General features: G+C 72.5%; 18 protein-coding genes. 10 read left to right on the top strand and 8 right to left on the bottom strand.

Annotated elements, in window-relative coordinates; genetic code table 11:
- Positions 1-53: 53 nt before the first annotated feature.
- On the bottom strand, positions 54-1,523 hold the full coding sequence (locus ABH940_RS18610; protein ID WP_370105753.1) for an APC family permease: 1,470 nt from the start codon (positions 1,521-1,523) through the stop codon (positions 54-56).
- 209 nt (positions 1,524-1,732) lie between these two features.
- Between ABH940_RS18610 and ABH940_RS18605 the strand changes: the two genes are divergently transcribed.
- Both ABH940_RS18605 and ABH940_RS18600 read left to right on the top strand, forming a co-directional pair.
- Positions 1,733-3,019: an ROK family protein gene (locus ABH940_RS18605; protein WP_370105752.1), complete on the top strand. Its 1,287-nt coding sequence runs from the start codon at positions 1,733-1,735 to the stop codon at positions 3,017-3,019.
- Positions 3,020-3,116: 97 nt separating this feature from the next.
- A complete protein-coding gene (locus tag ABH940_RS18600) occupies positions 3,117-3,491 on the top strand; it encodes a hypothetical protein (RefSeq protein WP_370065731.1) in 375 nt (124 codons plus the stop codon).
- Positions 3,492-3,645: 154 nt separating this feature from the next.
- Here the strand turns inward: ABH940_RS18600 and ABH940_RS18595 are convergent, their stop codons facing one another.
- On the bottom strand, positions 3,646-4,116 hold the full coding sequence (locus ABH940_RS18595) for a transglycosylase SLT domain-containing protein (RefSeq protein ID WP_370105751.1): 471 nt from the start codon (positions 4,114-4,116) through the stop codon (positions 3,646-3,648).
- A 555-nt stretch (positions 4,117-4,671) separates the two neighbouring features.
- On the opposite strand from ABH940_RS18595, the gene ABH940_RS18590 reads away from it, so the two are divergent.
- The 3 genes from ABH940_RS18590 (at position 4,672) to ABH940_RS18580 (ending at position 8,690) form a co-directional block, all read left to right on the top strand.
- On the top strand, positions 4,672-6,216 hold the full coding sequence (locus ABH940_RS18590) for a glutamate synthase subunit beta (protein WP_370105750.1): 1,545 nt from the start codon (positions 4,672-4,674) through the stop codon (positions 6,214-6,216).
- A 458-nt stretch (positions 6,217-6,674) separates the two neighbouring features.
- Positions 6,675-7,577, top strand: coding sequence for a peptidoglycan-binding protein (locus ABH940_RS18585; protein WP_370065737.1), 903 nt, complete (start codon positions 6,675-6,677; stop codon positions 7,575-7,577).
- Positions 7,578-7,691: 114 nt separating this feature from the next.
- Positions 7,692-8,690 carry a helix-turn-helix domain-containing protein gene (locus ABH940_RS18580; protein ID WP_370105749.1) on the top strand — a complete coding sequence of 333 codons (999 nt, stop codon included), beginning with the start codon at positions 7,692-7,694 and terminating at the stop codon, positions 8,688-8,690.
- 32 nt (positions 8,691-8,722) lie between these two features.
- Here ABH940_RS18580 and ABH940_RS18575 read toward each other — a convergent pair whose 3' ends face one another.
- Both ABH940_RS18575 and ABH940_RS18570 read right to left on the bottom strand, forming a co-directional pair.
- A complete protein-coding gene (locus ABH940_RS18575) occupies positions 8,723-9,466 on the bottom strand; it encodes a hypothetical protein (RefSeq protein ID WP_370065741.1) in 744 nt (247 codons plus the stop codon).
- Positions 9,463-13,818 (bottom strand): glycoside hydrolase family 38 C-terminal domain-containing protein, encoded by a 4,356-nt coding sequence (locus ABH940_RS18570; RefSeq protein ID WP_370105748.1) that lies wholly within the window; start codon positions 13,816-13,818, stop codon positions 9,463-9,465. Before ABH940_RS18570 ends, ABH940_RS18575 begins: the two co-directional genes overlap by 4 nt.
- Before the next feature lie 509 nt (positions 13,819-14,327).
- Between ABH940_RS18570 and ABH940_RS18565 the strand changes: the two genes are divergently transcribed.
- The 3 genes from ABH940_RS18565 (at position 14,328) to ABH940_RS18555 (ending at position 17,910) form a co-directional block, all read left to right on the top strand.
- Positions 14,328-14,576, top strand: coding sequence for a DUF6186 family protein (locus tag ABH940_RS18565; protein ID WP_370065745.1), 249 nt, complete (start codon positions 14,328-14,330; stop codon positions 14,574-14,576).
- A gap of 2 nt (positions 14,577-14,578) precedes the next feature.
- Positions 14,579-15,058 carry a DUF6256 family protein gene (locus ABH940_RS18560; RefSeq protein ID WP_370066090.1) on the top strand — a complete coding sequence of 160 codons (480 nt, stop codon included), beginning with the start codon at positions 14,579-14,581 and terminating at the stop codon, positions 15,056-15,058.
- Between the two features lie 128 nt (positions 15,059-15,186).
- Positions 15,187-17,910 (top strand): DUF4118 domain-containing protein, encoded by a 2,724-nt coding sequence (locus ABH940_RS18555; protein WP_370105747.1) that lies wholly within the window; start codon positions 15,187-15,189, stop codon positions 17,908-17,910.
- A 48-nt stretch (positions 17,911-17,958) separates the two neighbouring features.
- Here the strand turns inward: ABH940_RS18555 and ABH940_RS18550 are convergent, their stop codons facing one another.
- Complete coding sequence (locus ABH940_RS18550; RefSeq protein WP_370065749.1) at positions 17,959-18,936, bottom strand: glycoside hydrolase family 3 N-terminal domain-containing protein; 978 nt, start codon at positions 18,934-18,936, stop codon at positions 17,959-17,961.
- On the opposite strand from ABH940_RS18550, the gene ABH940_RS18545 reads away from it, so the two are divergent.
- The gene (locus ABH940_RS18545) at positions 18,926-19,243 is read left to right on the top strand and encodes a hypothetical protein (protein WP_370065751.1); all 318 of its coding nucleotides are present in this window, start codon (positions 18,926-18,928) and stop codon (positions 19,241-19,243) included. The two genes, ABH940_RS18550 and ABH940_RS18545, sit on opposite strands and share 11 nt — an antisense overlap.
- A gap of 500 nt (positions 19,244-19,743) precedes the next feature.
- Here the strand turns inward: ABH940_RS18545 and ABH940_RS18540 are convergent, their stop codons facing one another.
- Positions 19,744-21,486, bottom strand: coding sequence for an MFS transporter (locus tag ABH940_RS18540; protein WP_370065753.1), 1,743 nt, complete (start codon positions 21,484-21,486; stop codon positions 19,744-19,746).
- A gap of 193 nt (positions 21,487-21,679) precedes the next feature.
- Between ABH940_RS18540 and ABH940_RS18535 the strand changes: the two genes are divergently transcribed.
- Complete coding sequence (locus ABH940_RS18535) at positions 21,680-22,108, top strand: hypothetical protein (RefSeq protein ID WP_370065755.1); 429 nt, start codon at positions 21,680-21,682, stop codon at positions 22,106-22,108.
- Between the two features lie 233 nt (positions 22,109-22,341).
- Here the strand turns inward: ABH940_RS18535 and ABH940_RS18530 are convergent, their stop codons facing one another.
- Positions 22,342-22,554, bottom strand: coding sequence for a hypothetical protein (locus ABH940_RS18530; RefSeq protein WP_370065757.1), 213 nt, complete (start codon positions 22,552-22,554; stop codon positions 22,342-22,344).
- 264 nt (positions 22,555-22,818) lie between these two features.
- On the bottom strand, positions 22,819-23,814 hold the full coding sequence (locus ABH940_RS18525) for a helix-turn-helix transcriptional regulator (RefSeq protein ID WP_370065759.1): 996 nt from the start codon (positions 23,812-23,814) through the stop codon (positions 22,819-22,821).
- Positions 23,815-23,829 lie beyond the last annotated feature (15 nt).

The following is a 23,829-nucleotide window of genomic DNA, read 5'->3' as shown; positions in this document are numbered from 1 at the left end:
GGCGGGATGGGTGGTGCGGCGCGGCGGGGGCGAGGAGCCCGGCCGGCGCGGCCTCAGCGCGAGGCGGCCGGGACCGGCTGCTCCTGCGCCGTGAGGTACTCCTCGTGGATCTCCTTCGGGCCGAACGGCCAGGACTTCTCCACGCGCGACCAGATCAGGTAGGCGACCACGCCGAGCGCGACCCAGGCCAGCGACCACTCGATCGGGTGCACGCCGGGGTTGGCCTTGTCCGCCCAGCCGTAGATGACGAGCCAGCCGATCCCGGCGACCACGCTGGGCAGCGGGTAGAGCAGCATCTTGTACGGGCGGGCCAGGTTCGGCTGACGGCGGCGCAGCACGGTGACCGCGGCGATCTGCGCCAGCGCCTGGATGATCACCATGACGGTGGTCAGCAGCGTGATCAGCACGCCCAGTGGCGGGTGGGTCGCGGCGTTGCCGACGTGGCGGGCCAGCACGAATCCGGCGGCGGTGATCACGCCCATGCTCACCAGCCCGAGGACCGGGAAGTTGTGCTTGGGGTGCAGCTTGCCGAAGGACCGGAAGAAGACCCGGTCGCGTGCCGCGTCGAAGGGCACCCGGGAGCCCCCGAGCAGGCCGGTGAAGACCGAGGCGAAGGCGGTGATCAGGATCAGCACGGTGACCACGTCGGCCGCGCCCTTGCCGAAGGTCTTCTCCATGACCGCCGAGGCGACGGACTGGGAGGCCACGTTGCCGGGGTTCAACATGTCCTGCCAGCGCACGACGCCGAGGACGCCGATCTGCAGCAGCAGGTAGATGCCCATGATCGCGACGATCGAGTAGATGACCGAACGCGGCAGCACCCGGCCCGGGTTCTTGATCTCGGCGCCCATGTAGGCGGTGGTGTTGTAGCCGAGGTAGTCGTAGATGCCGATGGTCAGGCCGGAGGCGAAGCCGATCCAGAACGAGCCGTGGGTCAGCTGGATCGCGTGCGCGGGCCAGGTGAAGGCCAGCGACGGGTGAAAGTGCGTGAAGGCGGCCAGGATCACCACGGCGACCGCGACGATCATGACGGCCCACATCGCGACAGTGATCCTGCCGATGTTCTCGACCTTGCGCCACAGCAGCACGATCACCAGTGCGACCACGGCGACGCCGACGATGTCGCCCTGGAGCGTCGTCATGCCGGGCCACAGGTAGCCGAGGTACTGGACCATGCCCTGGACGCCGGTCGACATGATCAGCGGGATGAAGAGCATGGCCGTCCAGACGAACAGGAACGGCATCAGCTTGCCGCTGCGGTACTGGAAGGCCTCACGGAGGTAGACGTAGGTGCCGCCGGAGCCGGGGAGCGAGGCCCCGAGCTCGGCCCAGACCAGGCCGTCGGCGAGCGCGAGCAGTGCGCCGACCACCCAGCCGATGACGGCCTGGGGTCCGCCGAAGGCGGCGACCATCAGCGGGATGGTGACGAACGGACCGATGCCGCACATCTGGCTCATATTGATGGCGGTCGCCTGGAACAGTCCGACCCGTCTGGACAGTCGGGGCGTCGGGGATTCGGACATCGTTGTCATCCTCCGTGGGGAGTGGGGGTGGCGTGGGAGAGCGGGGAGTGAGGGTGCGGGGGCGTGGAGGCACGCTGCAGGACGAGCTCGGCAGTTAGTAAAGTTAAATTCCTTTACTTGTATCGTCAAGGGGCGCGTGTCCGAGATCACCGGTTGCCTACAGTGGTCGAGCACGCATCCCCATCGGACCGACCGAGGATCACCAGCACGTGGACGAGCAACCCTGGAACCGGCAGCGCCTGCGCAGCAACAACGAGTGGCTGCTGCTGGAGCACCTGCGCACCACGGGTGCCGCCTCGCGTGCCCAACTCGCGCGGGAGACCGGCCTGTCGAAGCCGACGGTGTCCAGCGCGCTCGCCGCCCTGGAGCAGGGCGGGCTGGTGCGTGAGGCGGGGACGGTCGTCCCGGAGCGCGGACGCACGGCCGTGCTCTACGAACCCGACCCGACCGCGGGGTACGTGCTCGGCATCGACATCGGCCGGGCCCGGCTGCGTACCGCGGTCGCCGACCTGTCGGGCGGGATCCGGGCCCGGATCGACGTGCCCAACGAAGGCACCACCGCCGACGCAGTCGCGGACGCGGTGGTCGCGGCGGCCGGTGAGGTGCTGCGCGAGGCCGACGTGCCGGCGGACCGCGTCGTGCACGCGGCGGTCGCCACGCCCGGTGTCTTCGACCCGGAGTCCGGGCGGGTCCGCTATGCGGTGAACTTGCCGGGCTGGGGCCGGGCCGGGCTGGTGGAGCGGATCCGCGGACAGTTGGGCGGTCCCGACCTCTCCGTCCACAACGACGCCAACCTGGCCGCGCTCGGCGAGTACGCCTTCGGCGCGGGTCGGGGCAGCCGCCTCTTCGTCTACGCGCTGGTCGGCACGGGGTTGGGCATCGGCATCGTCGCCGACGGCGAGCTTTTCACCGGCGCGCACGGCGCGGCGGGTGAGGTCGGCTTCCTGCCCGTCTCGCTCGCCGCGCTCGACGGCGGCGCGCTGGACGGCCGCGCCCTCGACGACGTCGTCGAGCAGGGCATCGAGGCGGGTGCGGCGGCGGGCGCCGAGGCGGGTAGGGAGGCTGCTTCGGTCGAGGGGCGGGTCCGGCGCGGAGCGCTGGAGGACGCGGTCTCCGCCGATGCGGTGGTCCGCATCGCCCGCGCGCTCGGCCTGGACGGAGTCGCCTCCGCCAAGGACGTCTTCGACGCGGCCCGCACGGGGCAGCCCGCCGCCGTCGCGGCGGTGCGCAAGGAGGGCGAGCGGCTGGCCTTGGTGGTCTCCGCGGTGTCCGCCGTGCTCGATCCGGACCTCGTCGTCCTCGGCGGCGGTGTCGGCCACGGCGCCGACCTGCTGCTCGACCCGGTCCGAGCGTCGCTCCGGCTGCTCACCCCGCTGCGTCCCCGCGTGGCGGCGAGCGAGTTGGGCGACGACGCGGTCCTGCTCGGTGCGATCACGACGGCGCTGCGGCGCGCGCGTCCCGAGGTCTTCGAACGCCATGCGGCGAAGGCGGTCTGACGTAGGGCGAGGGAGCATACACCTGCGGATTCCGCGCGTTGCAGACTTCTGAAATTCGTCGAATCCGCCGGTCGGCGCGCCCCTAACGTCACGATCCATGGTGAACACGGACATCGCACTCAAAGACGCCATGAGCATCGACGGCGCGCTGGGCGTCGCGCTTGTCGATCTGACCAGTGGAATGAGCCTCGGGGCTCTGGGCGGCGGGAACGGCGAACTCGACATGGCGATCGCCGCCGCGGGTCATACCGACCTGGTGCGGGCCAAGCACCGGACCATGGAGATGCTCGGGCTGCAAGGAACCATCGAGGACATCCTGATCACACTGACCCGGCAGTACCACCTGATCCGCCCGCTGACCGCCCGCACGGGCGCGGGGCTCTTCCTGGTCCTGGTGCTGGATCGGGAGCGCGCCAATCTGGCCATGGCCAGGCGGAAGTTGGCGTTGATCGAGGGCGAGCTCGACATGTGACGGATCGTCAGATGACGGGACGTCAGGGCCCCAACGCACCCAAGCCCCAACGCAGCCGAGCCTCAATGTGCCCAGGCCTCAACGCACCCAGACCCCGGCGGCCCGGGTGCGGGTCGGCGGGGTCTTTGGTGAAGCTGTGTCAGCCCGGCTCGGCTCAGTAGCCGTTGGTGCCGTAGGCGATGTTCTCGAACGCGCCGTAGCGGGCGTTCGCGTAGCGCACGGCGGCGATGATGTTGTCGACCGGGTTCCAGATGTTGCTGTAGCCCGGCAGCGAGTAGGTGTCGAAGGTGGGCTGGATCACCTGGAGCAGACCGATGGACGGGGTGCCCGCGGCGGCGTTGGAGTCCCAGTTGTTCTCGGCGCTGGGGTTGCCGGAGGACTCGGTCATGGCACGCGCGGCGATGGCAGCCGCCGGCGGGACGTGGTCGCCGTGGGCGGCCAGGATGGACTGCGCCTGGGCGATCCAGCCGTAGAAGCTGTTGGAGTAGCCGGACGTGACGGCCGGGGCGGACGCGGGGGCGGCGGCCTCGGCGGTGCCGACGGTGCCGACGGCCACGCCGCCGATGAGGGTCGCGGCAACGGCAACGCGGACGGCGATACGGGTCTTGCGAGCGCTGATGCGCATGTCACTCCATGTGGACAGGGGGGAGTGGCGGAGACCCCGCAGGCGGACGCGGTCGAGCTGTGGCGAGCTCCGTCGAGCTCTCTCGCAGCGCGGCCGAACCGTCGGGGCCTGCCGAACAAGGCAGGACGCAGCCACTGTGTGGGAGGTGTGGTTGTGCATATGTGGGAGAAGTGATCCGGCATGCCCAGCTCGGCAGTCGCACCTGCCGCCTCTCGCACAAGAGGGTGGGGAACCGATCACCCCGGAGCCCGTCGGCTCCGGTGCGGCCGTGCGTCCGGCCGCTGTGTCGTCGGGGACGTCTCGACGTCGTCCAACGCTTCAACACCGTCACACGCACGCGTCCGGCCGGGCAAGGAAATTCGCGGCGAAGTGGTTCAAGCCACACATGTCCGGAGTGTCCGTACAGGCGGTGGCATGAGGCATTTGCGCAGGTCGGTGGGGTAGTGAAGGGAGTGTGAAGGACGCATGAGTGCAACGTGAGGGCGAGGGCGTGCTGTGCTGCCCGTGGCGGTCGTATGGTGGTGTGACGCAGGTCACATCCGCTGGGAGCCTGCCATGGATGACCGTTGGCGCTTTCTCACCACCCCGCGACACGACTGGCCGCTGCGCCCGGTTCCGGACCGGGTCGACGACTGGCGGGACGTGCACGTCCCGGATGCCGAGGTGCCCGGCGGGCTGCTGCCGCTGATCAGCGCGCAGGCGGGTCGGTGCATGGACTGCGGTATCCCCTTCTGCCACCACGCCTGCCCGCTGGGGAACCTCATCCCCGACTGGAACGTGCTCTCCGCGGGCGAGGACTGGGACGCGGCGGCCGACCGCCTGCACGCCACCAACAACTTCCCCGAGTTCACCGGCTCCCTCTGTCCGGCCCCCTGTGAGAGTGCCTGCGTGCTGGCGATCGACGGCCGCGACGCGGTGGCGATCAAGGCGATCGAGGCGGCCATCGCCGACTACGCCTGGGAGCACGGACTGGCCCGCCCCGTCCGTCCCGAGGAGCACACCGGAGCGCGGGTCGCCGTGATCGGCTCTGGCCCGGCCGGGCTCGCCGCCGCGCAGCAGCTGACCCGCGCCGGGCACGAGGTGGTCGTCTACGAGCGCGACGACCGGATCGGCGGGCTGCTCCGCTACGGCATCCCGGCCTTCAAGATGGACAAGCGGTATCTGGCGCGCCGGATCGCGCAGCTGGAGGCGGAGGGGACGGTGTTCCGCCCAGGCGTCGCCGTCGGCACCGAGCTCGACGCGAGCACGCTGCTGGAGCGCCACGGTGCGGTGGTCGTCGCCTCCGGCGCCACCCGCCCGCGCGAACTGCCGGTGCCCGGACGGGACCTGGCCGGGGTGCACCAGGCCATGGAGTACCTGGTGCAGGCCAACCGGGTCCAGGAGGGCGACTACCCCCGGCCGCCGATCACCGCCGAGGGCAGGCGGGTCGTCATCATCGGCGGCGGCGACACCGGCGCCGACTGCCTGGGCACGGCGCTGCGCCAGCACGCCGCCTCGGTGGTCCAGCTCGACATCAAGCCGCAGCCGGACGAGGAGCGCCCGGACGACCAGCCGTGGCCGACCTATCCGCGCATCCACCGGCTGACGCCCGCGCACGTGGAGGGCCGGGACCTGGTCCGGCTCCGCGTCGTCGCCCCGGGCGACCCCGACGACCAGCACCTCACCGGCGAGCACGGCGACGTCAGGGTCTTCGCCGCGGCCACGGTCCGGCTCGACGGCGACGCGCAGGGACGGGTGCGCGCGCTCCATCTCAGCGACGCCGATCCCGGCTCGCGCCGACCCGTCCCGGAGACGGAGCGGGTGATCCCGGCGGAGCTGGTGCTGCTCGCCCTCGGCTTCACCGGACCGGAGGACGGGGGGCTGGTCGACCAGCTGGGCTTGCGCCTCGGGCCGACGGGTGCGTTCGCGCGGGACGAGGGCTTCGCGGGCGGAAGGCCGGGCGTCTTCGTCGCGGGCGACGCGGGACGCGGGCAGTCGTTGGTCGTCTGGGCCATCGCCGAGGGGCGCGCGGCTGCCGCCGCGGCCGACCGCTATCTGCGCGGGCGGCCGACCGAGCTGCCCGCCCCGATCGCCGCGTCCGACCGGCCGATGGTGCTCTGAGGCGCTGTAAGGCGCATCGAGATGGTGTGCGGCGGTGTGAGATCCGGGTGTCGGTTGGCTGAAAGACGGATGTCCCTGAGCGGCGTGGCAGGTGCATGCTTGCGCACGGGGTGAGCGGAGGGACCCGTGGGGAGGGTCTGGTTCCGTGCGCCGCCCAGGCCCCTCCCCGGCGAGGGCCTGGACGGCGGAGGCCGTTCCGCCGACGCGACTGCGGCGGTTCGGCAGCTGATGGCAGACAGGCTTCCGGTTTGTGTCCCACTGCGCCAGTCTGACGGGACATTTGCCGAGATCTTGGGACGACGAGCCTCTGAACAGCGGCGATTCAGGGGTGCACGACGGTGTGGCGGGACGCTTGGGGGTGGCATGCGCATGCGCGGTAGCATCACGCGGGCTGCGCGGAAGAGCCTCGGTCGGAAGCCGATCATGTGAGCAAGGTTGATGCACAGGGGGGGCGACGCATGGCGCGTTGGAAGGCACTGCCCGAGGGGCTTCCCTCGGCGGTGGTGCAGCTGGTGGCGGAGCTGCGGCGGCTCAAGGACGAGAGCGGATCCAGCCTGGATCGGCTCGCCGCCCGCACCGAGTACAGCGCTTCGTCGTGGGAGCGCTACCTCGGCGGGAGGCTGCTGCCCCCGCGTGAGGCCGTCGAGTCCCTGGCCCGGGCGACCGGCGCGGATCCCGTCCCGCTGCTGGCCCTGCATCAGGCCGCACGCGAGGCCTGGCAGTCCACGTCCGCCACCCGCCCGGAGGGCGCGACGGACGGGGTCGAGGCGGACGCGGATGCAGATATGGACGCGGCTGCAGATCTGGATGCCGAGGAACCGGGCGGGCAGGACGAGTCGGGGGAGCCGGGAGAGTGGGGGGACTCGGGCGAAGCAGGCGGAGTGGGTGGGCCGACCGAGCCGGTCGTGGGCGTGGCGGCCGGGGGGTCCGCCACTCCGCAGCAGGCGCACCGGGGTTGGCGGACCGTCATCGCCTCGGCTGTAGCCGCGCTCGCCGGGGCGGGGATCGCACTGGCGATCGTCCAGCCCTGGAACGGGACCGCCGCCTGTGCGACCGTCGCGCCGCCCCAGCCGCCCATCGTGCCGTCGCCGCCGGCCTACGTGTGCCACGACAGTCGCGTCAACGGGCTGTGGGAGGCCGGCTACAGCACGACCACCACCACGACCACCGAGATCACCATGCAGAGTCCGGTGGTCGTCGAGCTCCAGTGCCTGTTGCAGCGGGCCGGTTTCACGCCCGAGGGCATCGACGGGAGCTTCGGGATGAAGACCGAGAAGGCCGTGGTTCAGTTCCAGGTGGCCCGGCACCTGGAGATCGACGGGGTGGTGGGCCCGCAGACCTGGGGAGCGCTGCGCCGGTGAGCGGCGAGCTGAGGCGTAGCGCAGCGGAGCCGAAGCGAAGCGCGAGGGGACAACGGTGAGCGGCGAGCTGAGGCGCAGCGCTGCGGAGCCGAAGCGAAGCGCGAGGTGGCAGGCATGAGTACGACAGGTCCCGAGTGTCGCCGCCTGGCGGCAGAACTCCGAGCGTTGCGCGTCCGTGCGGGCCTCTCGCTCGCCCAGCTCGCGGCGGCCACGACGTACAGCAAGTCGTCGTGGGAGCGCTACCTCAACGCCAAGTCGTTGCCGCCGTGGGCCGCCGTTCAGGAGCTGTGCCTGGTCGCCGACGAGCCCGAACGGGCGCTGCGCGCCCTGTGGGAGCTCGCGGAGGCGGCCTGGAGCGGACGCGGGAAGGTGGCCGCGAACCCTTCGGCCGGAGCCGCGTCGGCCGTGTCGGCTGTGCCGACTGTCTTGGCCGTGCCGGCCCCGGCCGTTGAGGCGGTGTCGGACGACACCGACGCGTCGGCAGCCGACGACCCCCGTGACGGCGACCCGGTCGACGACACCGCACCGGCCGAGAAGCCGGTTGAAGCGGAGAAGGCCGAGGAGCCGGAGCAGACCGAGAAGGCTGCGCCGGTGCGCCGGGCGCGGCGGCTGCGCCGACCGCGGTCCGGGGCATGGTTGTTCGTCGTCGTCGCGGTGGTCTGTGCCACGCTCACGGCGGGCGCGGCGTACGCGTGGCGCTCGGCGAGTTCCGCTGCGCCTCCCGTGCCGTACTGGAAGGCGGTGCGGATGGGCTGTTCGGGAAGTTCCTGCGTCGGGGCGGACGCGCAGCAGACGGGCTGCGGCATGGGCCCGGCGACCCTGGGGCCGGACTACTTCGCCACCCGCACCGGCGCGGACCTGAGTTTCCGTTACAGCCAGACGTGCGACTCGGCCTGGGTCAAGGCCTGGAACGGGCAGGTCGGTGACACCGTGTCGATCTCGACGCCTGGGGTGGCGACGCAGGACCTGTTGATGGCCAACCCCTACCTGGCGTCGGACGGGGCGTCCACCCCGATGGTCAGCGCGACGCGTCCCGGGGCCGTGCTCCGGGCCTGTCTGACCCCCGTCGGGCACCCCGGCGATCCGCAGTGCTTCACCGAGCGGGTGCCGTAGCGGCCGTGGCGGCCGTGGTGCCGGGGGAGCGGTCAGTGGTGGTGAGTCGCGTCGGGTTGGCGGATGTCGGCCGGGTGTTCGAAGCCGGGCATCAGGGTGGCCCGGGCGACCTGACGACTCGTCCACTCGGCGAAGACGTGCCGCCGCTGCGCCTCGGTCAACGCGTCACGGGCCGCGGCAAGGGCTTCCGCAGTCGGGTTCCCGGGTGCGGAGGCGGCGGGTTCCAGCTCGCCGAGGGTGAACCAGTGGTCGGGTGACGGTTCCACGACCGCCCCGACCGGCCCGGCGAACACCGCCGCCGCGACCGGCGGCGGCAGTTCGTGCCGCGCGACCAGGTACGGGCGCCCGTTGTTGACGGGTCGTCCGCGGAACCGGTGGACGACGCTGCGCCGCGCCGGGCGACGACGGTCGGGGGTGGCGTAGGCCCGCACGGCCTCCTCCGGGACCGTGGCCGACGCGGTGACCAGGTCGTAGGCCGCCCACGCAGCCGGGCAGGTGGCCAGCACCGCGGCGAGCACGCTGCCCAGTTCGATCCGTGCCGACTGCGGCAACGGCCGGGGCGCGTCGGGTGGAGCGGGACGGTCGTGCCGACGGGCGTGGTCGCGCAACACCCGCTCGGTGACCAGGACTTGCGTGGTCCACCGGCGCAACTGGCGGCCCTCGGCGGTGGTCGGGGACGGCAGCAGGCCGGCGTAGGGGCCGAGTCGCAGCTCGGCCACCCGCGCGTCGACCTCGTCGGCGGTGACCGTGAGGCCGCCGATCCGGGCGGCGATCACGGCTGCTCCCCGACCACGAGGCGGACGGCGGGCGAGTAGCCGATCCGCCCGAACCACATCGTCTTGAGCAGCACCCACCAGTGCCCCCCGTCGTCACCTGCCGCGCTGCCCGGCGCGGCCACGTCGACCCGTACCTGCGCCGACCCGTGCGCGGGCACGGTGAACCCCTGTGTCGCCGGGGTGACGGCGGACCAGGTGCCCCACGGGCTGACCGCCTGGCACTCGCCCTGGATCTCGAAGGGTGCGCCGTTGCGCAGGGTCGCGGTCAGCGTGGCGCTGCCGCCGGGACGGAGGGTGAGCAGTTTCGCGTCCAACTCGACGGTGAGCGTGCCGTTGTCGACGGAGGTCGGCCGGCCGGAGCCGTCCACGAAGAGGACGTCCTCGTAGGTCCGGCCCTCGTGCTCCAGCTGCGCCCGGACGAGGTGCGGACCTGCTCCGGCCTTCGCGGGAGGGGCGGGCGGGGTGAGCGTGGCCTCGACCTCGGTCCAGTCGCCGGGGGGCAGCCACAGCGGACGGTCCGACGGGTCGATCTGCCAGCCCTCGGGCGCGACCAGGCGCAGGGCGACCTCCGCCGCGCGGTCGACCAGATCGGAGGCGACTGTCACGCGCAGGGCGGTGGTGGCAGCGTCCGGTGCGGCCGTCAGATGGACGCCGACGGGCAGGTTGCCGAGCGGAGCTGGGCCCCGGTTGTGCAGCCAGTAACGGGTGAAGACCGGCTGGGCCGCCTCGTGCCGGGATGCGAGCGCTGTGGTTGCCTCCGATCCGCGCGTTGCGGGGCTCAGCAGGACGGTCTGCACGCCGTTGGGCCCGACGGTCGTGGTGACCGTCCCGTCCGGCCCGACGCCGATCGCCGCGCCCGGCCGCTCGACCAGGTCGGCGTGGGCGGCCGAGGCGAGCGGGACCGGAACGGTGAGCCGGGCCTCGGCGTCGTGGCCGTGGGCCTCGTAGAACCGGGCGGTGAAGCCGGAGCCGACCGGATCCGCGCCGCCGGAGCGGCCGGTGGCCAGCGGATTGCCGGTCGCCTTGAGCGCCGTCAGCACCACCTGCCCGGCCGGTTCGACCGAGACCAGCGAGCCGGTGGGCGGCAGCATTCCTGATGCTCCTGGAGTTTCCGATGGACCGGCAGCATGACGATCTGTCAGAACGGCGGTCAGCGGGTGGTTGAAGTCATGGGCGCGCGCCACCATGCCGGTCTCGCGCCAGTCGCCCGCTCCCGAGGCCAGCGCATACGCGAACGTGTGCGTCCAGTGCTGGAGTTGGAAGCCGCTGCCGTCGGGCACGGTGCGCTTGGGCGGGTCGATCCACACGCCCGAGGGCCAGCCGGTGCAGGAGCGCAGCAGGGAGACGTGCAGCCGTCCGCGCACGTCCACGGCGAAGCCCGGCATGCCCCGGTTGAGCAGCGCGACCGTCCGGTCCTCGAACTGCAGGTCCGCCTCGCCGCAGAGCTTCGCGGCCTGGCGCACCTCGATCCGGGCGTCGCGCAGGTCCGCGACCACGCGGGCGACGGCCGCCTCCAGCTCGACGCCGTCGCCGCCCGACGCGCCCGCGAGGACGAGCACGGGCAGATCCAGCGGAGCCGTCAGGTCCGCGCCGGGAAGCCAGGTGTGCGCCAGCGGCTTGCGCGCCGGAACCCAGACCAAGGCGTGGCCGTCGGCGGCGAGTTGGCGCTTCAGCTCGTCCGCGTGGGCGGGCCCGGCTGCGTCGAGGACGGCGGCGGTGAAGCTGTTGACCTCCGGGCCGCCGACGCTGATCCGGACGTCCGGCAGGTTCGAGTCCAGCGCCGGAACCCCGTAACGGTGGCCGTCCGCCACCGAGCAGGTCGCGGTGACCCCGGCCCGCACGAGCGCGACGCTCAGCTCGCGGCCCAGCCCGGCCGCGCCCGCCTCGTCCGGGGCGACGATCTCGGCGACGCCGAGGGCGCGCGCGCCGATGGCCGCGCCGTCCGTGCCGGTGAGCACCACACGCGCGGCACTGCTCAGGCCGAACCACTGGTGGGCGGGGTTGTCCAGGGTCCACGGATGGACGGCCACGTCGACGTCCGGGTGCGCGAAGCCGCGTCCGATCACGGCGTCCGCCACCTCGGAGACCGGCAGCGCACCCGGGACCGGGCAGGGCCAGCGCAGCCGGACCAGTTGGTCGCTGCCGGTCCAGTCGTCCAGCCGCGTCTCGCAGTCGACCCGGTCCAGCCCACGCCAGAGGGTGAGCCGCTGGGTGTAGTCGGCCGGACCGACCCTGCCCCGGACGGTGACCCGCTCGCCCAGCGGGCACTGCTCGACCACGACGGACTCCGCCGGGTGCGCGGCCGCGCCGTCGTAGCGTCCGGTGGGCAGCAGATGCCACGGGCCTTCGTGGAAGTCCGGGTGCGCGGGGTACTCGTCGTAGACGAGGAGCTCGTTGCCGACCGCGCCGGACGCGATCAGCTCGCGACCGGTGGCCCGCTCGCGCAGGCTCGACACGCCGCCGCCGCGTGCGGGGGCGACGGTCAGGTCGTGGAACTCGTTGGCGATGGACGTGCCTTCGCGTGCCCGCCAGCCCTCCGGTGCGGCGGCGGTGGACCCGTTCGCCGCGACCCGGTAGCTGCGGTGACCGAGCGAAGGGACGTCCTGCGCAAGGAAGGTGACGGTGTCCGGGCCCTCCCCGCCCGGCTCGCGCAGCGTCGGGACCGCGCGGCCCTCCGCGTCCACCAGCCCGCCGAAGGACGGCGGAGCGGTGAACCGGACCAGATCGGTCCGCGCCCAGCTGCTCGGGTTGAAAACCGTCAACACGCGTCCGGCGGCGTCGGGTTCCGCAGCAGCAAGAGACGCGGTGTCGATGCGCGCGGTCAGGTGGGTCAGCGCGTTGCAGTGGACGGTGGACGCCAGATCCCAGGCCTCGCGCCACCCCGCGAGCAGGTCCAGGTAGACCTGGTCGGACTCGGACCCGGTGATGCCATCGTGGTGCGCGCCGTAGACCAGGTGCCGCCAGGCCTTGTCCAGGGCCGCCTCGGGGTAGGCGGCGTCGCCCAGCAGGCAGGCGAGGGTGGCGAACTTCTCGGCGTCGAGCAGCAGGTTCTCGGTGGCGCGCTGGGCCAGCTTGGTGTCGATGTAGGAGACGTCCTTGCCGGTGTAGATCGGGTTCATGTCCCGGGTCTGCGGCGTCAGTCGACGTCCGCTCGACGCCAACTCGGCCCGGACGGCGGCGAAGAAGTCGCGCGGCAGCCCGCAGACGATGCGCGGCCAGACGTAGCGTGCGTTCCAGTCGCGGTGGATCGCGGTGGCCCAGCGGTTCGGCGGCGTGTAGTCGGTGCCGACGGGAAGCAGCACGTTCTTCGTCGCTGCCGCCTTGGAGAGGATCCGGAACAGCCGCAGCGCGGCCTCCTCGGCCTCGCGCAGCGAGCCGCAGGAGTCCAGTTTCCAGCCGGCGCTGTAGTGCCCGGCCATGTAGTGGGTCAGCAGCGACTCGCCGCTCGGCGCGACCCAGTCGAACTCGCTGGCGAACTGCATCCCTTCGGTGTCGGCGTCCTTGGGCCGGGAGCCGTGCGGCGTCATGTTCGGGCCCCACTGGTGGAACGGCCCGCGTGCCCAGGACGAGGACGTCAGTCCTGCCGCGGCCATCAGGCCGGGGAACTGCGGGTCGTGACCGAAGACGTCGAGCTGCCAGGCGGTGGCCGGGTCGCCGCCGATCACGTCCTGCTGGAAGCCGAGGCCGTGCACCGCGTTGCGGATGGTCGTCTCGGCTCCGGTCAGGTTGGTGTTCGGCTCGTTGTAGAGGCCGCCCATCAGCTCCAGCCGTCCTTCGGCGAGCAGCCGGCGCAGGGCGTCCCGGTCCTGGGGGAAGGCGTCCCAGTACGGTTTGAGGTAGTCGAGTTCCGCCAGCACGAAGCAGTAGTCCGGGTCGCGCCGGGCCAGCTCCAGATGCGCGTGGACCAGGTCGAACCCGGCGTGCTGGAAGCCGGAGCGGTGCTTCTGCGCGTGCTTCTGGTCGTTCCACGCGACGGTGTATCCCGCCTGGGTGTTCCACCAGACCGGGTCGTAGTGGAAGTGGGAGACCATGTACATGGTCCAGCCCGGCTCGGCCACGGTCATGGTGGCCCTGGCCGTCGCCCGGCGTCTGCCGACGACCGCCTCGACCTCCACCGGCACCTCCGTGCCGGGCGGTTCGGTGCACCGGACCGGGACTTCGAGCGCCTCGCGTCCGGCCGGTGCGGTCAGCGAGCCCTCGGCCCCGCCCCGGACGGTGACCGTCACGTCCCGGCCGGATCGGGCCCCCTTGACCCGGACCCGGACGACCTGGCGGGGTTCGCCGGCGGACCCGTCCGTGGAGCCGACGAAGAGGTCCGTGCACTCGACCGATGCGATGCGGAGATTCAGCATGATGCTCGATTCGCGTCCGGTGGCTGTCTGGCTACGGTCGGCGGAGCCGACTCCAGCAGCATGAATCGGGATCCGGCCGAGTGCCAGCACCTCGACGGCCGCGTGCGGCTGGGGCGCCGGCCCGGAACGCCACGGCCCGCGCGGGCGTGTTCCCGCGCGGGCCTCGTACACCTGCATCTCACTGCCGACCTGCAGAGCGCGCGCCCTCCGGGGGGCATCGCCTTGGCGAGGTGGTGGAGTGCGCCGGAGTCTGTCGTTCCTCCGGCGGATCAGTTCGGCCGTCGACCGCGGTTCCGGGCGGTGCGCATCTGCCCGGTACTGCCCGGTCAAGCTCCCTTGCTCACCCTGCAGGCCGCCTTCTACGGTACTCCGCCTGCGGTCCCGCGTCAGGGTCCGATCCGCGACACGACGCGCTGCCGGGGGCGGGATCTGCCGAGCTTCGCCGGGGCCATGCAGCACGATCGGCGATAGTGCCCGAAGGCGAGGCAGCGAGGCGGCGAGGGAGCGGAATGGGACACCAGCGGTTGATCGGGTATCTCGTCTGGGCGGTGGTCTTCGGCGCGCTCTTCGCCTGGGAGGGCTTCGCGCTGGCGCGCGGCGGCGTGGCGGCCGGATACCCGACGCTGAGCGACACGGCCCGCGCCGTCATGCGGTATCCGGTCGGGCGCTGGGTGTTGTTCGGCCTGTGGCTCTGGTTCGGCTGGCACACCTTCATCCGCGGCTGGCACTTCCTGCTGCGGGAAGGCAGCGGCCAGTGAGCATGCTCGCGGCGTACGTCGCCTCGGGTACAGCGTTGGTGACGGCGTTGGTGACGGCGGATCAGTCGCAGCCCGCGCCGCAGCCGCTGCTGTCCGGGCCGCTGTCGTTCGGGGTGACGTTCGCCGGCTACCTGCTGCTCATGCTCTACCTGGCCCTCGGCCTGCGCGCCCTCGCCCGCCACCCGGACGAGCGCGAACGCCGGTGGCGGACCGGCCGGTTCACGCCCGCGTGGGCGCGGCAGGGCTGGCCCGCGCTGCTCTGGCAGACGGGGGCGACCGCGCTCGGTGGCTATGTGCTGCTGATGGTCGTCATCGTCGCCTTCTACCAGGGCGTCTCCAAGGTCGGCGGGCACTTCCTGGCCAGCGCGGTGACCGGCTGCGCGGTTCTGATCGCCGTCAGCATGCCGCTTTACCTGGCCGCCACCTGGCTCTCCGAGCGACGGCGCACGCGTCGTGCCGAGCTGCTGACCGACAACCGCTGACCGACAACCGCTGACCGACAACCGCTGACCGACAACCGCTGGCCGTCACCTGTGGGCCTGCAACCGCCCCGTTTGCCGTGGGCCTGCCTACCCTGAAAGGGAGTGCACGGAGGGAGGCCGCCGTGTCCGTGTCCGAGACTCGCGCGCATGTCCGATCCGTTCCGGGGCAGCTGAAGGTCTACCTCGGCTCGGCGCCCGGCGTCGGGAAGACCTTCCGGATGCTCGACGAGGCGCTGCGTCGCCGTGACCGGGGGACCGACGTGGTCGTCGGCCTGGTCGAGTGCCACGGCCGCCCCCGGACCGAGGAGCGGTTGGCCGGACTGGAGGTGCTGCCTCGTGCGTCCCGCGAGTACCGCGGGGCGATGTTCACCGAGATGGACACCGACGCCGTCCTCGCCCGCCGCCCCGAGGTGGTACTCGTGGACGAGCTGGCCCACACCAACATCCCCGGCGGCGCCCACACCAAGCGCTGGCAGGACGTCCAGGACATCCTGGCCGCCGGGATCGACGTGCTCACCACCGTCAACGTGCAGCACCTGGAGTCGCTCAACGACGTCGTCCAGAAGATCACCGGCGTTCCGCAGCGGGAGACCGTCCCGGACGAGGTGGTGCGCCGCGCCGACCAGATCGAGCTGGTCGACATGCCGCCCGAGGGCCTGCGTCGCCGGATGGTGCACGGCAACGTCTACGGCGCGGAGAAGGTCGACGCCGCGCTCTCCAACTACTTCCGCGTCGGCAACCTGACCGCGCTGCGCGAACTCGCGCTGCTCTGGGTCGCCGGACGCGTCGACGAGGGGTTGCAGCGGTACCGCGCCGAGCACGGGATCGGGGGTGTCTGGGAGACGAAGGAAAGGGTGGTGGTCGCCCTGACCGGCGGCCGTGAGGGCGAGACGCTGATCCGCCGTGCGGCCCGCATCGCCGCCCGCACGGCCGGAGGCGAACTGCTCGCCGTGCATGTGGCCCGCAGCGACGGCCTCGCCGAAGCCTCGCCCGCCGCGCTCGCGGCGCAGCGGCAGTTGGTGGAGAGCATGGGCGGCACGTACCACTCGGTCGTCGGCGACCACATCCCCACCGCGCTGCTCGACTTCGCCCGCGCCGAGAACGCCACCCAGCTCGTGCTCGGCACCAGTCGCCGCGGCCGGATGGCCCGCACGCTCAACGCCGGACGCGGCATCGGCGAGAGCACGATCGAGGACTCCGGCGACATCGACGTCCACATGGTCACCCACGAGGCCGCCGGTCGTGGTCTCCACCTGCGCCGCGGGACCGGGCGGGGGACGACGTCGTGGCGGCGGATCGCGTACCCGGTGGTGGCGGTGGCCGTTCCGGTGCTGCTGACGCTGGTGCTCACGGCAGCGCGGGGCTCGCTCAACCTGACCGGCACTTCGCTGCTGTTCGTGCTCGCCGTGGTCGGCGTGGCGATGCTCGGCGGCGTGGGCAACGCGCTGCTCACCGCGGTCGTGGCGTCGCTGCTGCTCAACTACTACTTCATCCCGCCGATCCACCAGTTCACCGTCGACACCGCCAACAACGTGCTGGCACTGATCGCCTTCGTGGTGGTGGCGGTGGTGGTCGCCGCGGTGGTGGACCGCGCCACCGAACTCGCCCACCACGCCGCCCGCGCCACCGCCGAGGCGGAGACCCTGTCGGCGCTCAACCACGACCTGCTCGACGGCGACGACACCATCCCGCCGCTGCTGGACCGGCTGCGGGAGACCTTCGGTATGGACAGCGTCGCGCTGGTCACGCGCGGCCCGGCGGGGGACACCGTGGTGCTGGCGACGGACAGCCTGGCCGGCGACGACGCTGCCCTTGCCGAGCCCGCGCCGTCGCCCGCGCCCGCGCCCGCGAAGTCGCGGGCGCGGGAACCGGGAGCGGTCGACGAGGAGGTTGCGGTGACCGGCGACGTGTCGCTGATCCTGCGCGGCCGGGCGCTGCCCGCCTCCGACCGCCGGGTCCTCACCGCGTTCGCCGCGCACGTCCGCGTCGCGTTGGGCCGGGCCCGGCTCGCCCATGCCGCCGCCGAGGCGGGCCCGGCGGGGGCCGTCAAGCGCAGCCGGGCAGGCCTGCTCGCCGCCGTCAGCCACGACCTGCGCCAGCCGATCGACACCGCGCTCTCCGCCGTCGGCTCGCTGCGCAGTGCCGAGGACGACGCGGCCTGCCAGGACCAGGACGAGCTGCTCGACGTCGCCGAGGAGTCGCTGGACCGCCTGGCGGAGCTCGCCGACGACCTCTACGACCTCAGCCGCACCCACGCGGGCGCGCTGGTGCCGCAGCATCAGGCCACGGACACGGCACGGGTGTTCGCCTCGGTCAAGGAGACGCTGGCCGAGGCGGACGGCGACGGCGCGGACCGGATCGCCGCGCGCGGGCTGGACCAGATCCCGGAGGTGGACGCCGATCCCGCGCTGCTGGAGCGGATCCTGTCCAACCTGGTCACCGACGCGCTGCAGCACTCCGCCGCTCCGGCGGTGGTGCCCGCAGCCGCCGTGGCAGTGGCCGATGCTCCGGTCTCGGCGTCGGCGTCGGCGGCCGAGGAACCGCCGTCGGCGGCCCGGGAGCCGTCTGCGGTGCTGGTCTCCGCCAGCAGATTCGCCGACCGGGTCGAACTGCGGGTGGCCGACCACGGGCCGTCCCTGCGCGAGGCAGAGCGCGAGGCGCTCTTCGACCCCGCCGTCCCCGCCTTCGACGGCGTGGTGCCGCCCGCCGCCACCCGCGCAGGCCCCACCCTGCACCTCGCCCTGGCCCACGGCTTCGCCGAGGCCATGGGATCCGCTCTCACCTGCGAGGACACCCCTGGCGGCGGGCTGACCATGGTCCTCGACCTCCCGGTCTGGCACCCGGCCGCGTGAGCGGCCGGGGACTCAGGGCGGGGACAGCCGGGCCGACGACTCGGTTCGTCAGCCGCAGAGGTTGACGTTGCGGACGGCCAGGACCGAGGCCGCGGCCGAGACGAGCCGGGCGCGGGAGAGCTGGCCGTTGTCGACGGCGGAGGTGATGGCGTTCGCGATCGCGCTGGTCTCCGGACCGGCCTGGGCGGTGTTGCTGAACATCACCATGTCCGCGCCCGCGCGAATCGCCTGGACGGACGCCGACGGCAGGTCGTAGCCGGCCGCCGTGATCGCCCCGGCGTCGAGGGAGTCGGTGATGACCAGACCGTGGAAGCCGAGGTGGTCGCGCAGCTCACCGGTGATCGCCGCGGAGGAGAGCGAGGCCGGGCCGGTCGTCAGCCCCGGAACGGTGTTGTTGGCCACCATGATGGCCGGCGCCCCGGCGGCGATCTGCGCCTGGAACGGCGGGATGCCGACCTGCTGCTCGGTCGACCACGGCACGGTGTTCGCCGCGGCGTAGTCCGAGTCCGCGTTCGAGCCGCCCAGGCCGGGGAAGTGCTTCACCACCGGCACCACGCCGGCGTCGCGCAGACCCTGCATCGCGGCCACGCTGTACTGCGAGACCACGTTGCTGTCGCCACTGAACGCGCGCACGCCGTCCGGGTTGGTGGGGCCGGGGACGACCTGACGTCCGTCGACGTCCGCGACCGGGGCGAGGTCCATGTTCACGCCTGCGGCGGCCATCTGCTTGCCCATGGCAGCCATGGCGGAGCGCACCTGGCCGGGGCTCCAGTTCTGGGCCATCCAGGACTGCCAGGGGAGGTTGCCGACCAGGTTGGACATCCGCTGGATCTGGCCGCCCTCCTCGTCGGTCATCGCGAGCAGGCCCACGTGGCCAGGCGTGTTGGCGCGCAGGGCGGCCAGGTCCGAGCCGAGGGAGGCCGGGGCGCTGGTGCCGAAGAGCAGCACGCCGCCCGCGCCCTGGCTCACCTCGGCGGTCGCCGCGCTCACGTTGTTCTCGTCGACCGGGACGGCGATGGTCGTCATCGCCAGCCGGTACGTGGACCAGTTGGCGAGCTGCGACTGCGTGGTGCACGTCGGGGTGGTCGCCGCAGGGGCTGCGGTGGTCACCGCGTGCGTCGGGCTGCTGCTGTGGGGCGTCGAGGTCGCGGGGGCCGAGTGGCTGGTGCGGGGGGTCGGCGTCGTGGGGGCGGCCGGGGCGCTGGTGTGCGGGGCCGCCGCGTCGGCGGCGGTGTTGCGGGCGGGCGCGGTCGTGCTCGCGCAGCCGGTGATCAGCGCGGCTCCGGCCGCGGCAACGGCAGTGACCAGCAACACACTCTTCCGCCGCCGATGACGCCGGTCTCCACGGGTAGGGCTGGGAGTGGCATCGGTCTCGGAGGGGAACGGCATGGAGGGACCCATCGTCGGAACGTCGGTGGCGCAGGCGATCCCCGGGGGCAGGGACGGTCGCGGGGCCGCTGTGCGGCCTGGGCTCCACAACGGAGCGCACCGCGGGGCATCACCACCCGGTCTGAACCCTGTCTGACACATCTGACACACAGGGTCCTGCCACCGTACTGCGGCACATCCGGAACCGATCGGACCCGCAGATCGGGTCGGCGTGTGCCCTGGGCGGGTGACGGAGCGTCAGTCCGCAGCTCCTGACGGACGGTGGGGCCCTTGTTCGGTGATGGAGGGCAATGATCCGGACAAATGCACGTGAAAGGTGTCACACTCGGTCGGGCTGAATCCCGCCCTGACGTGATCAAGGGTGTCCGGGCGGGCGCGGAGAGTCACGTCATGCCCGGCGCCGGGGGTCACGCGGTGTGCGCTCGGTGTATCCGCCTGCTCGGTTCACGGGCAGGCCGTGCCGCGTGGCCAGGTGTACGGCGCGCTGACCCGATAGGTGCCGGGGGAGTCGGCGCGGAGGTCGGTCCAGTCGCCGTCGTGGATCAGGCAGGCGGATGTGCCTGCGGGGCCGGACGCGGCAAGCCAGGGTGACCAGGGCAGCCGCAGCTGCACGGTGCCCGCGCGCGGCATCGACAGCACCAGATCGGCGGGGTCGGTCGACAGCACCTGCGCCGGGGCCGCGACCAGCGGCTCCGCGTCCGCGACCCGGAACAGCTGCCAGTGCGCGTCGTGCCAGACCGGCTGCAGCCAGGCCGGGTGGGAGGCGACGATCGCCGCCTCAGCGCGCGCTGCGACGTCCTTCGGTCCGGCCTCCATCGCGATGTAGCCGACGGCCCACTGCCGGAGCCAGTCGTGGTAGCTGTCCGGGGTGAGCGTGGCGCCGGACGTGCCGTAGAAGAGGGGGTTGCGCGTCACGTCCAACTGCCGGTTCCAGCCCCGGGCCAGGTCGGCCGAGTCGACCAGGCCCCAGGACTCCCAGTGGTTGACCATCGGCACGGCCTCCAGCCGGGCCTGGTCGGCGTGGAGGCGGTGCAGCTCGGCCACCAGCGGCGCGGCCTGGGACGTCGGGGTGGGCGCGGGCAGGCCGACCAGGTCGGCCGCGACCAGCCAGTAGGCGGACAGGCCGAAGGCGACGAGCAGCCCGGCCAGCCGGAGCCCGGTCGGACGCGGCACGCCGGGTCGTGGCTCGGCCGTGAGCATGGCCAGGAAGACGACGCTGACCAGCACCATCGCCAGCCGTCCGACGTTCCCGCCGATCGGCGACGGCACGGCCCAGGTCAGCAGCACGCCCACCGCGTAGACGAGCGCGGCGATCCGCACCGTGCGCCAGCCGTGCGGGCACAGCAGCGCCGCGGCGAGCGTGACGGCCGTGGAGAAGACGACGGTCGACAGTGTGATCGGGTCCACGCCGTTGGTCGGGAAGAGCCAGGCACCTGCCGCGACCAGCACCGCGGGCGGGATCGCGAGTGCCCATCCGGTCCGCTGGCGCCGCGTCAGGATCAGTGCCGCTGCGACGACTTCGAGGAAGAGGCCGGCCAGCGGGCTGGCCGCGGTGGCGAGCAGCGCCAGCGCCGCGCAGCCGGCGATCCGGCCCCGGCCGGTCCGGTCGTGTGGGGGCCGTCCGCGTGCGGGCCGTTCGGACCCGGACTCCTCGTGTCCGGTCGCGACGACCACCGCGCCGAGCCCGAACGCCAGTCCCAACGCGAACGGGATCCGACCCGCGGCCACGTTGCACCAGAGCGCGAACGCCCCCCACAGGGAGGTCAGTACGGTGAAGCGTCCCCCCGCCCGTCGCAGCAGCACGGCCAGCAGGGCGGCCGAGGACAGGCAGGCCAGCAGCCCCGTGCCGACGACGCCGATCGCCGCCATCAGGTAGGGGGCGAGGAGACTGTAGGAGCCGGGCGAGATCCCGCCGTACCACGCCAGGTCGTCGGCGGAGCCCGGGTGCTGGGCGGCGAAGTCGGCCCACGCGTACTGTGCGGAGAGGTCCCCCGCGACGCCGGAGAGGTCCCGGGCCCAGTAGATCCCGAGCGCGGTCGCGAGCAGCACGGCGGCGAGGACGCCGCCGCTCCGGTCGGTGACGATCCGCTCCCTGGCGGTCCGGGCCAGGCGGCCGACTCCTGACTCCGCGCCCGACGTCACCGTGTGCCGCTCCCGTTCGTCTCCCGTGCGTCGGCTCTCCGCCACGCCCGTTGTGCCGACCCTATCCGGCTTGGCAGCACGTATCGCGTCGGCGGGGCGCGCGCCCATGGGCGTGCGCTGGGAAAACGGGGGAGAAACGGAAATACATCTACATCTACGAGTAGATTGGCGCATCGTTCTCAACCGGTCGTAACCGAAAGGGCGTCAGATGTCAGAACCGGTAACGAACAACAGTCGCGTGAACTCGCGTCCGCTGTCCCGGGCTCCGTTCTCCCCGCCGTCCATGCCGCCTGCCGCGCTGCATGCCGTCGGCCCCTATCCGGCCGACGCCCTCCACGCCTGCCAGGTGTTGTCCCGCCTGCTGACCTCCCTGCCGCGCCCGGAGAGCGTGCAGATCTTCACCGCGTCCCACTGGTCCGCGCCCTGGCTCCAGGTGCACCTCTACCCGGACCCGGACGACGTGCAGATGTCCCAGTACCAGCGCGCCTTCGGTGGCGAGGTGATGCGGCTGCGGCGGGAGGTGGGCGCGGAGCCCGTCGTCTACAGCGAGTTGGCGACGGTGGTGGACCGGGTGCGCGTCCAGGTCTGGAACGTCAACGCCGCACCGCAGGGCGTGGATCAGGGTGAGGACCTGGACGTGGATCAGGACGTGGACGAGGCGGAATGAACACCCTGCTGCTCTGGGTGCTCGCCGGACTCACCGGCGTCGCCGTGCTCGGCACGCTCGCCTGGGCCGTCACCGCCTGGCACGTCACCCGCCTCCAGGCGCGCCGCTTCGCCTACCGGGTCGACCTGCTGCGGCCCGCGTCGAGCAGCGCCGACCGTGACTGGTTCGAGGACTGCCTCGCCCGGCTCCACGACTCGGTCGATCTCGCTGTCGACCTCACTGCTGACGCACCGTCAACCGTCGGGCGTGCCCCGGAAGGGACCGGGCAGCCGCAGCGGCTCGCCGCAGAAGCAGAGCGGCCGGTCGGCGGGAGCCCGGTCCGCGCCGAGGTCGCGGAGGATGGCGCGGATCTCGGCGAGCGCGGACCGGACGGGGGTCCCGGTCCTGACCTGGATGGAGACTTCGATCGGGTCCCAGGCGACAGCTTGGGGTGCGACGTCTGCCATGCGAATGTGGATACACATGGGCATGTCCCTCGTGAGGGAGGCGGTCGAGCGGGACGCGGTGGCGTCTGTTGCCGCGCTCAGGGGGAATGACCCTACTCCCGCCGACGGGAGCTCTACCCGGGGTGCGAGGGACGAAATGCAGCTTTTGGACGCGCATGCGCACGGCGCGCGCCCCACGGGCCGTCTGGACCGAGGGCCTGGCTCACCTCGTTGAGGCAACCCGTCGCTGACGCATGCGTACGCGGCCTCTCGCGACCGCACGAGCTAGGCCTGGCGGGCGTAGGAGGCAAGGCGATCGGCGAGCGCGGTGACGAGGTCGCGCAGTTCATCGGGGCGCTCGATGACGAACGGCCGGTCGAGTGCGGCGAGTACCGCAGGCAACCAGTCGAGCCGCTCCGCCCGCAGCTCGACGTGCAGCCAGCGCTCGGTCGCCGGGTCCTGGCCTGCCGCGGGCTCGCGCTCCTCCAAGCTCGCGACGCTGGCGGGAAGGTGGGCGCGGATCTGCTCAACTGTCCCGTGGATCCGCAAGGTCACCTCATGCCGGTAGTCGGCCGTGGCGAACGCTGACAACACGCGCTGTGCCGGAGCGGGACCCACGGGCGCTTCGAATGAGCCGGGCAGGGTCCGCGCGTCTGCGATGCGATCGAGCCGGAAGGTTCGGTCCTCGCCGATCCCAGCGTCCTTGGCTGTGACATACCACCGGCCCGCATGGGCGACGATCCCGTACGCGTGCAGCGTGCGCTCGCTGCGCCGTCCGTCGCGGTCGGTGTAGCGGATCGAGACGGGTCGGCGGTTGCGCACCGCGTCGGCGAGGGTGAGCAGGACCTCGGCGTCCGGGGTGTCGAACTCTCCGGGCTGGTCCTGGTCCGTAAAGGAGAGCGATTCCAGGAGTGTGTCGAGCCGGCGGGCGATGTGCTTGGGCAGCACCCGCCGGATCTTCGCCGATGCCGTCTCGTTCGCCGTGTGCTGCGTCGTCGTCAGCCCGGTTCGGCGGCCGGCGACCAGGCCGAGCAGCACGGCCAACGCCTCGTCGTCGCTGAGCATGAGCGGAGGCAGGCGGTACCCGGGGGCGAGCCGGTACCCGCCGTAGCGGCCGCGCACCGACTCCACGGGCACGTCGAGGTCGATCAGATGATCCACATACCGCCGCACGGTGCGCCCTTCGACACCGAGCCGGTCGGCGAGTTCGGCGACCGTCCGGGTGCCGCCCGACTGCAGCAGCTCCAGGAGTGTGAGCACGCGGCCGGTGGGTCGAGGCATGTGCACAGTCTACTG

It is taken from the genome of Streptacidiphilus sp. BW17, assembly GCF_041262485.1.
Lineage (GTDB): Bacteria > Actinomycetota > Actinomycetes > Streptomycetales > Streptomycetaceae > Streptacidiphilus.
This window is presented reverse-complemented; position numbering and strand designations above follow the sequence as displayed.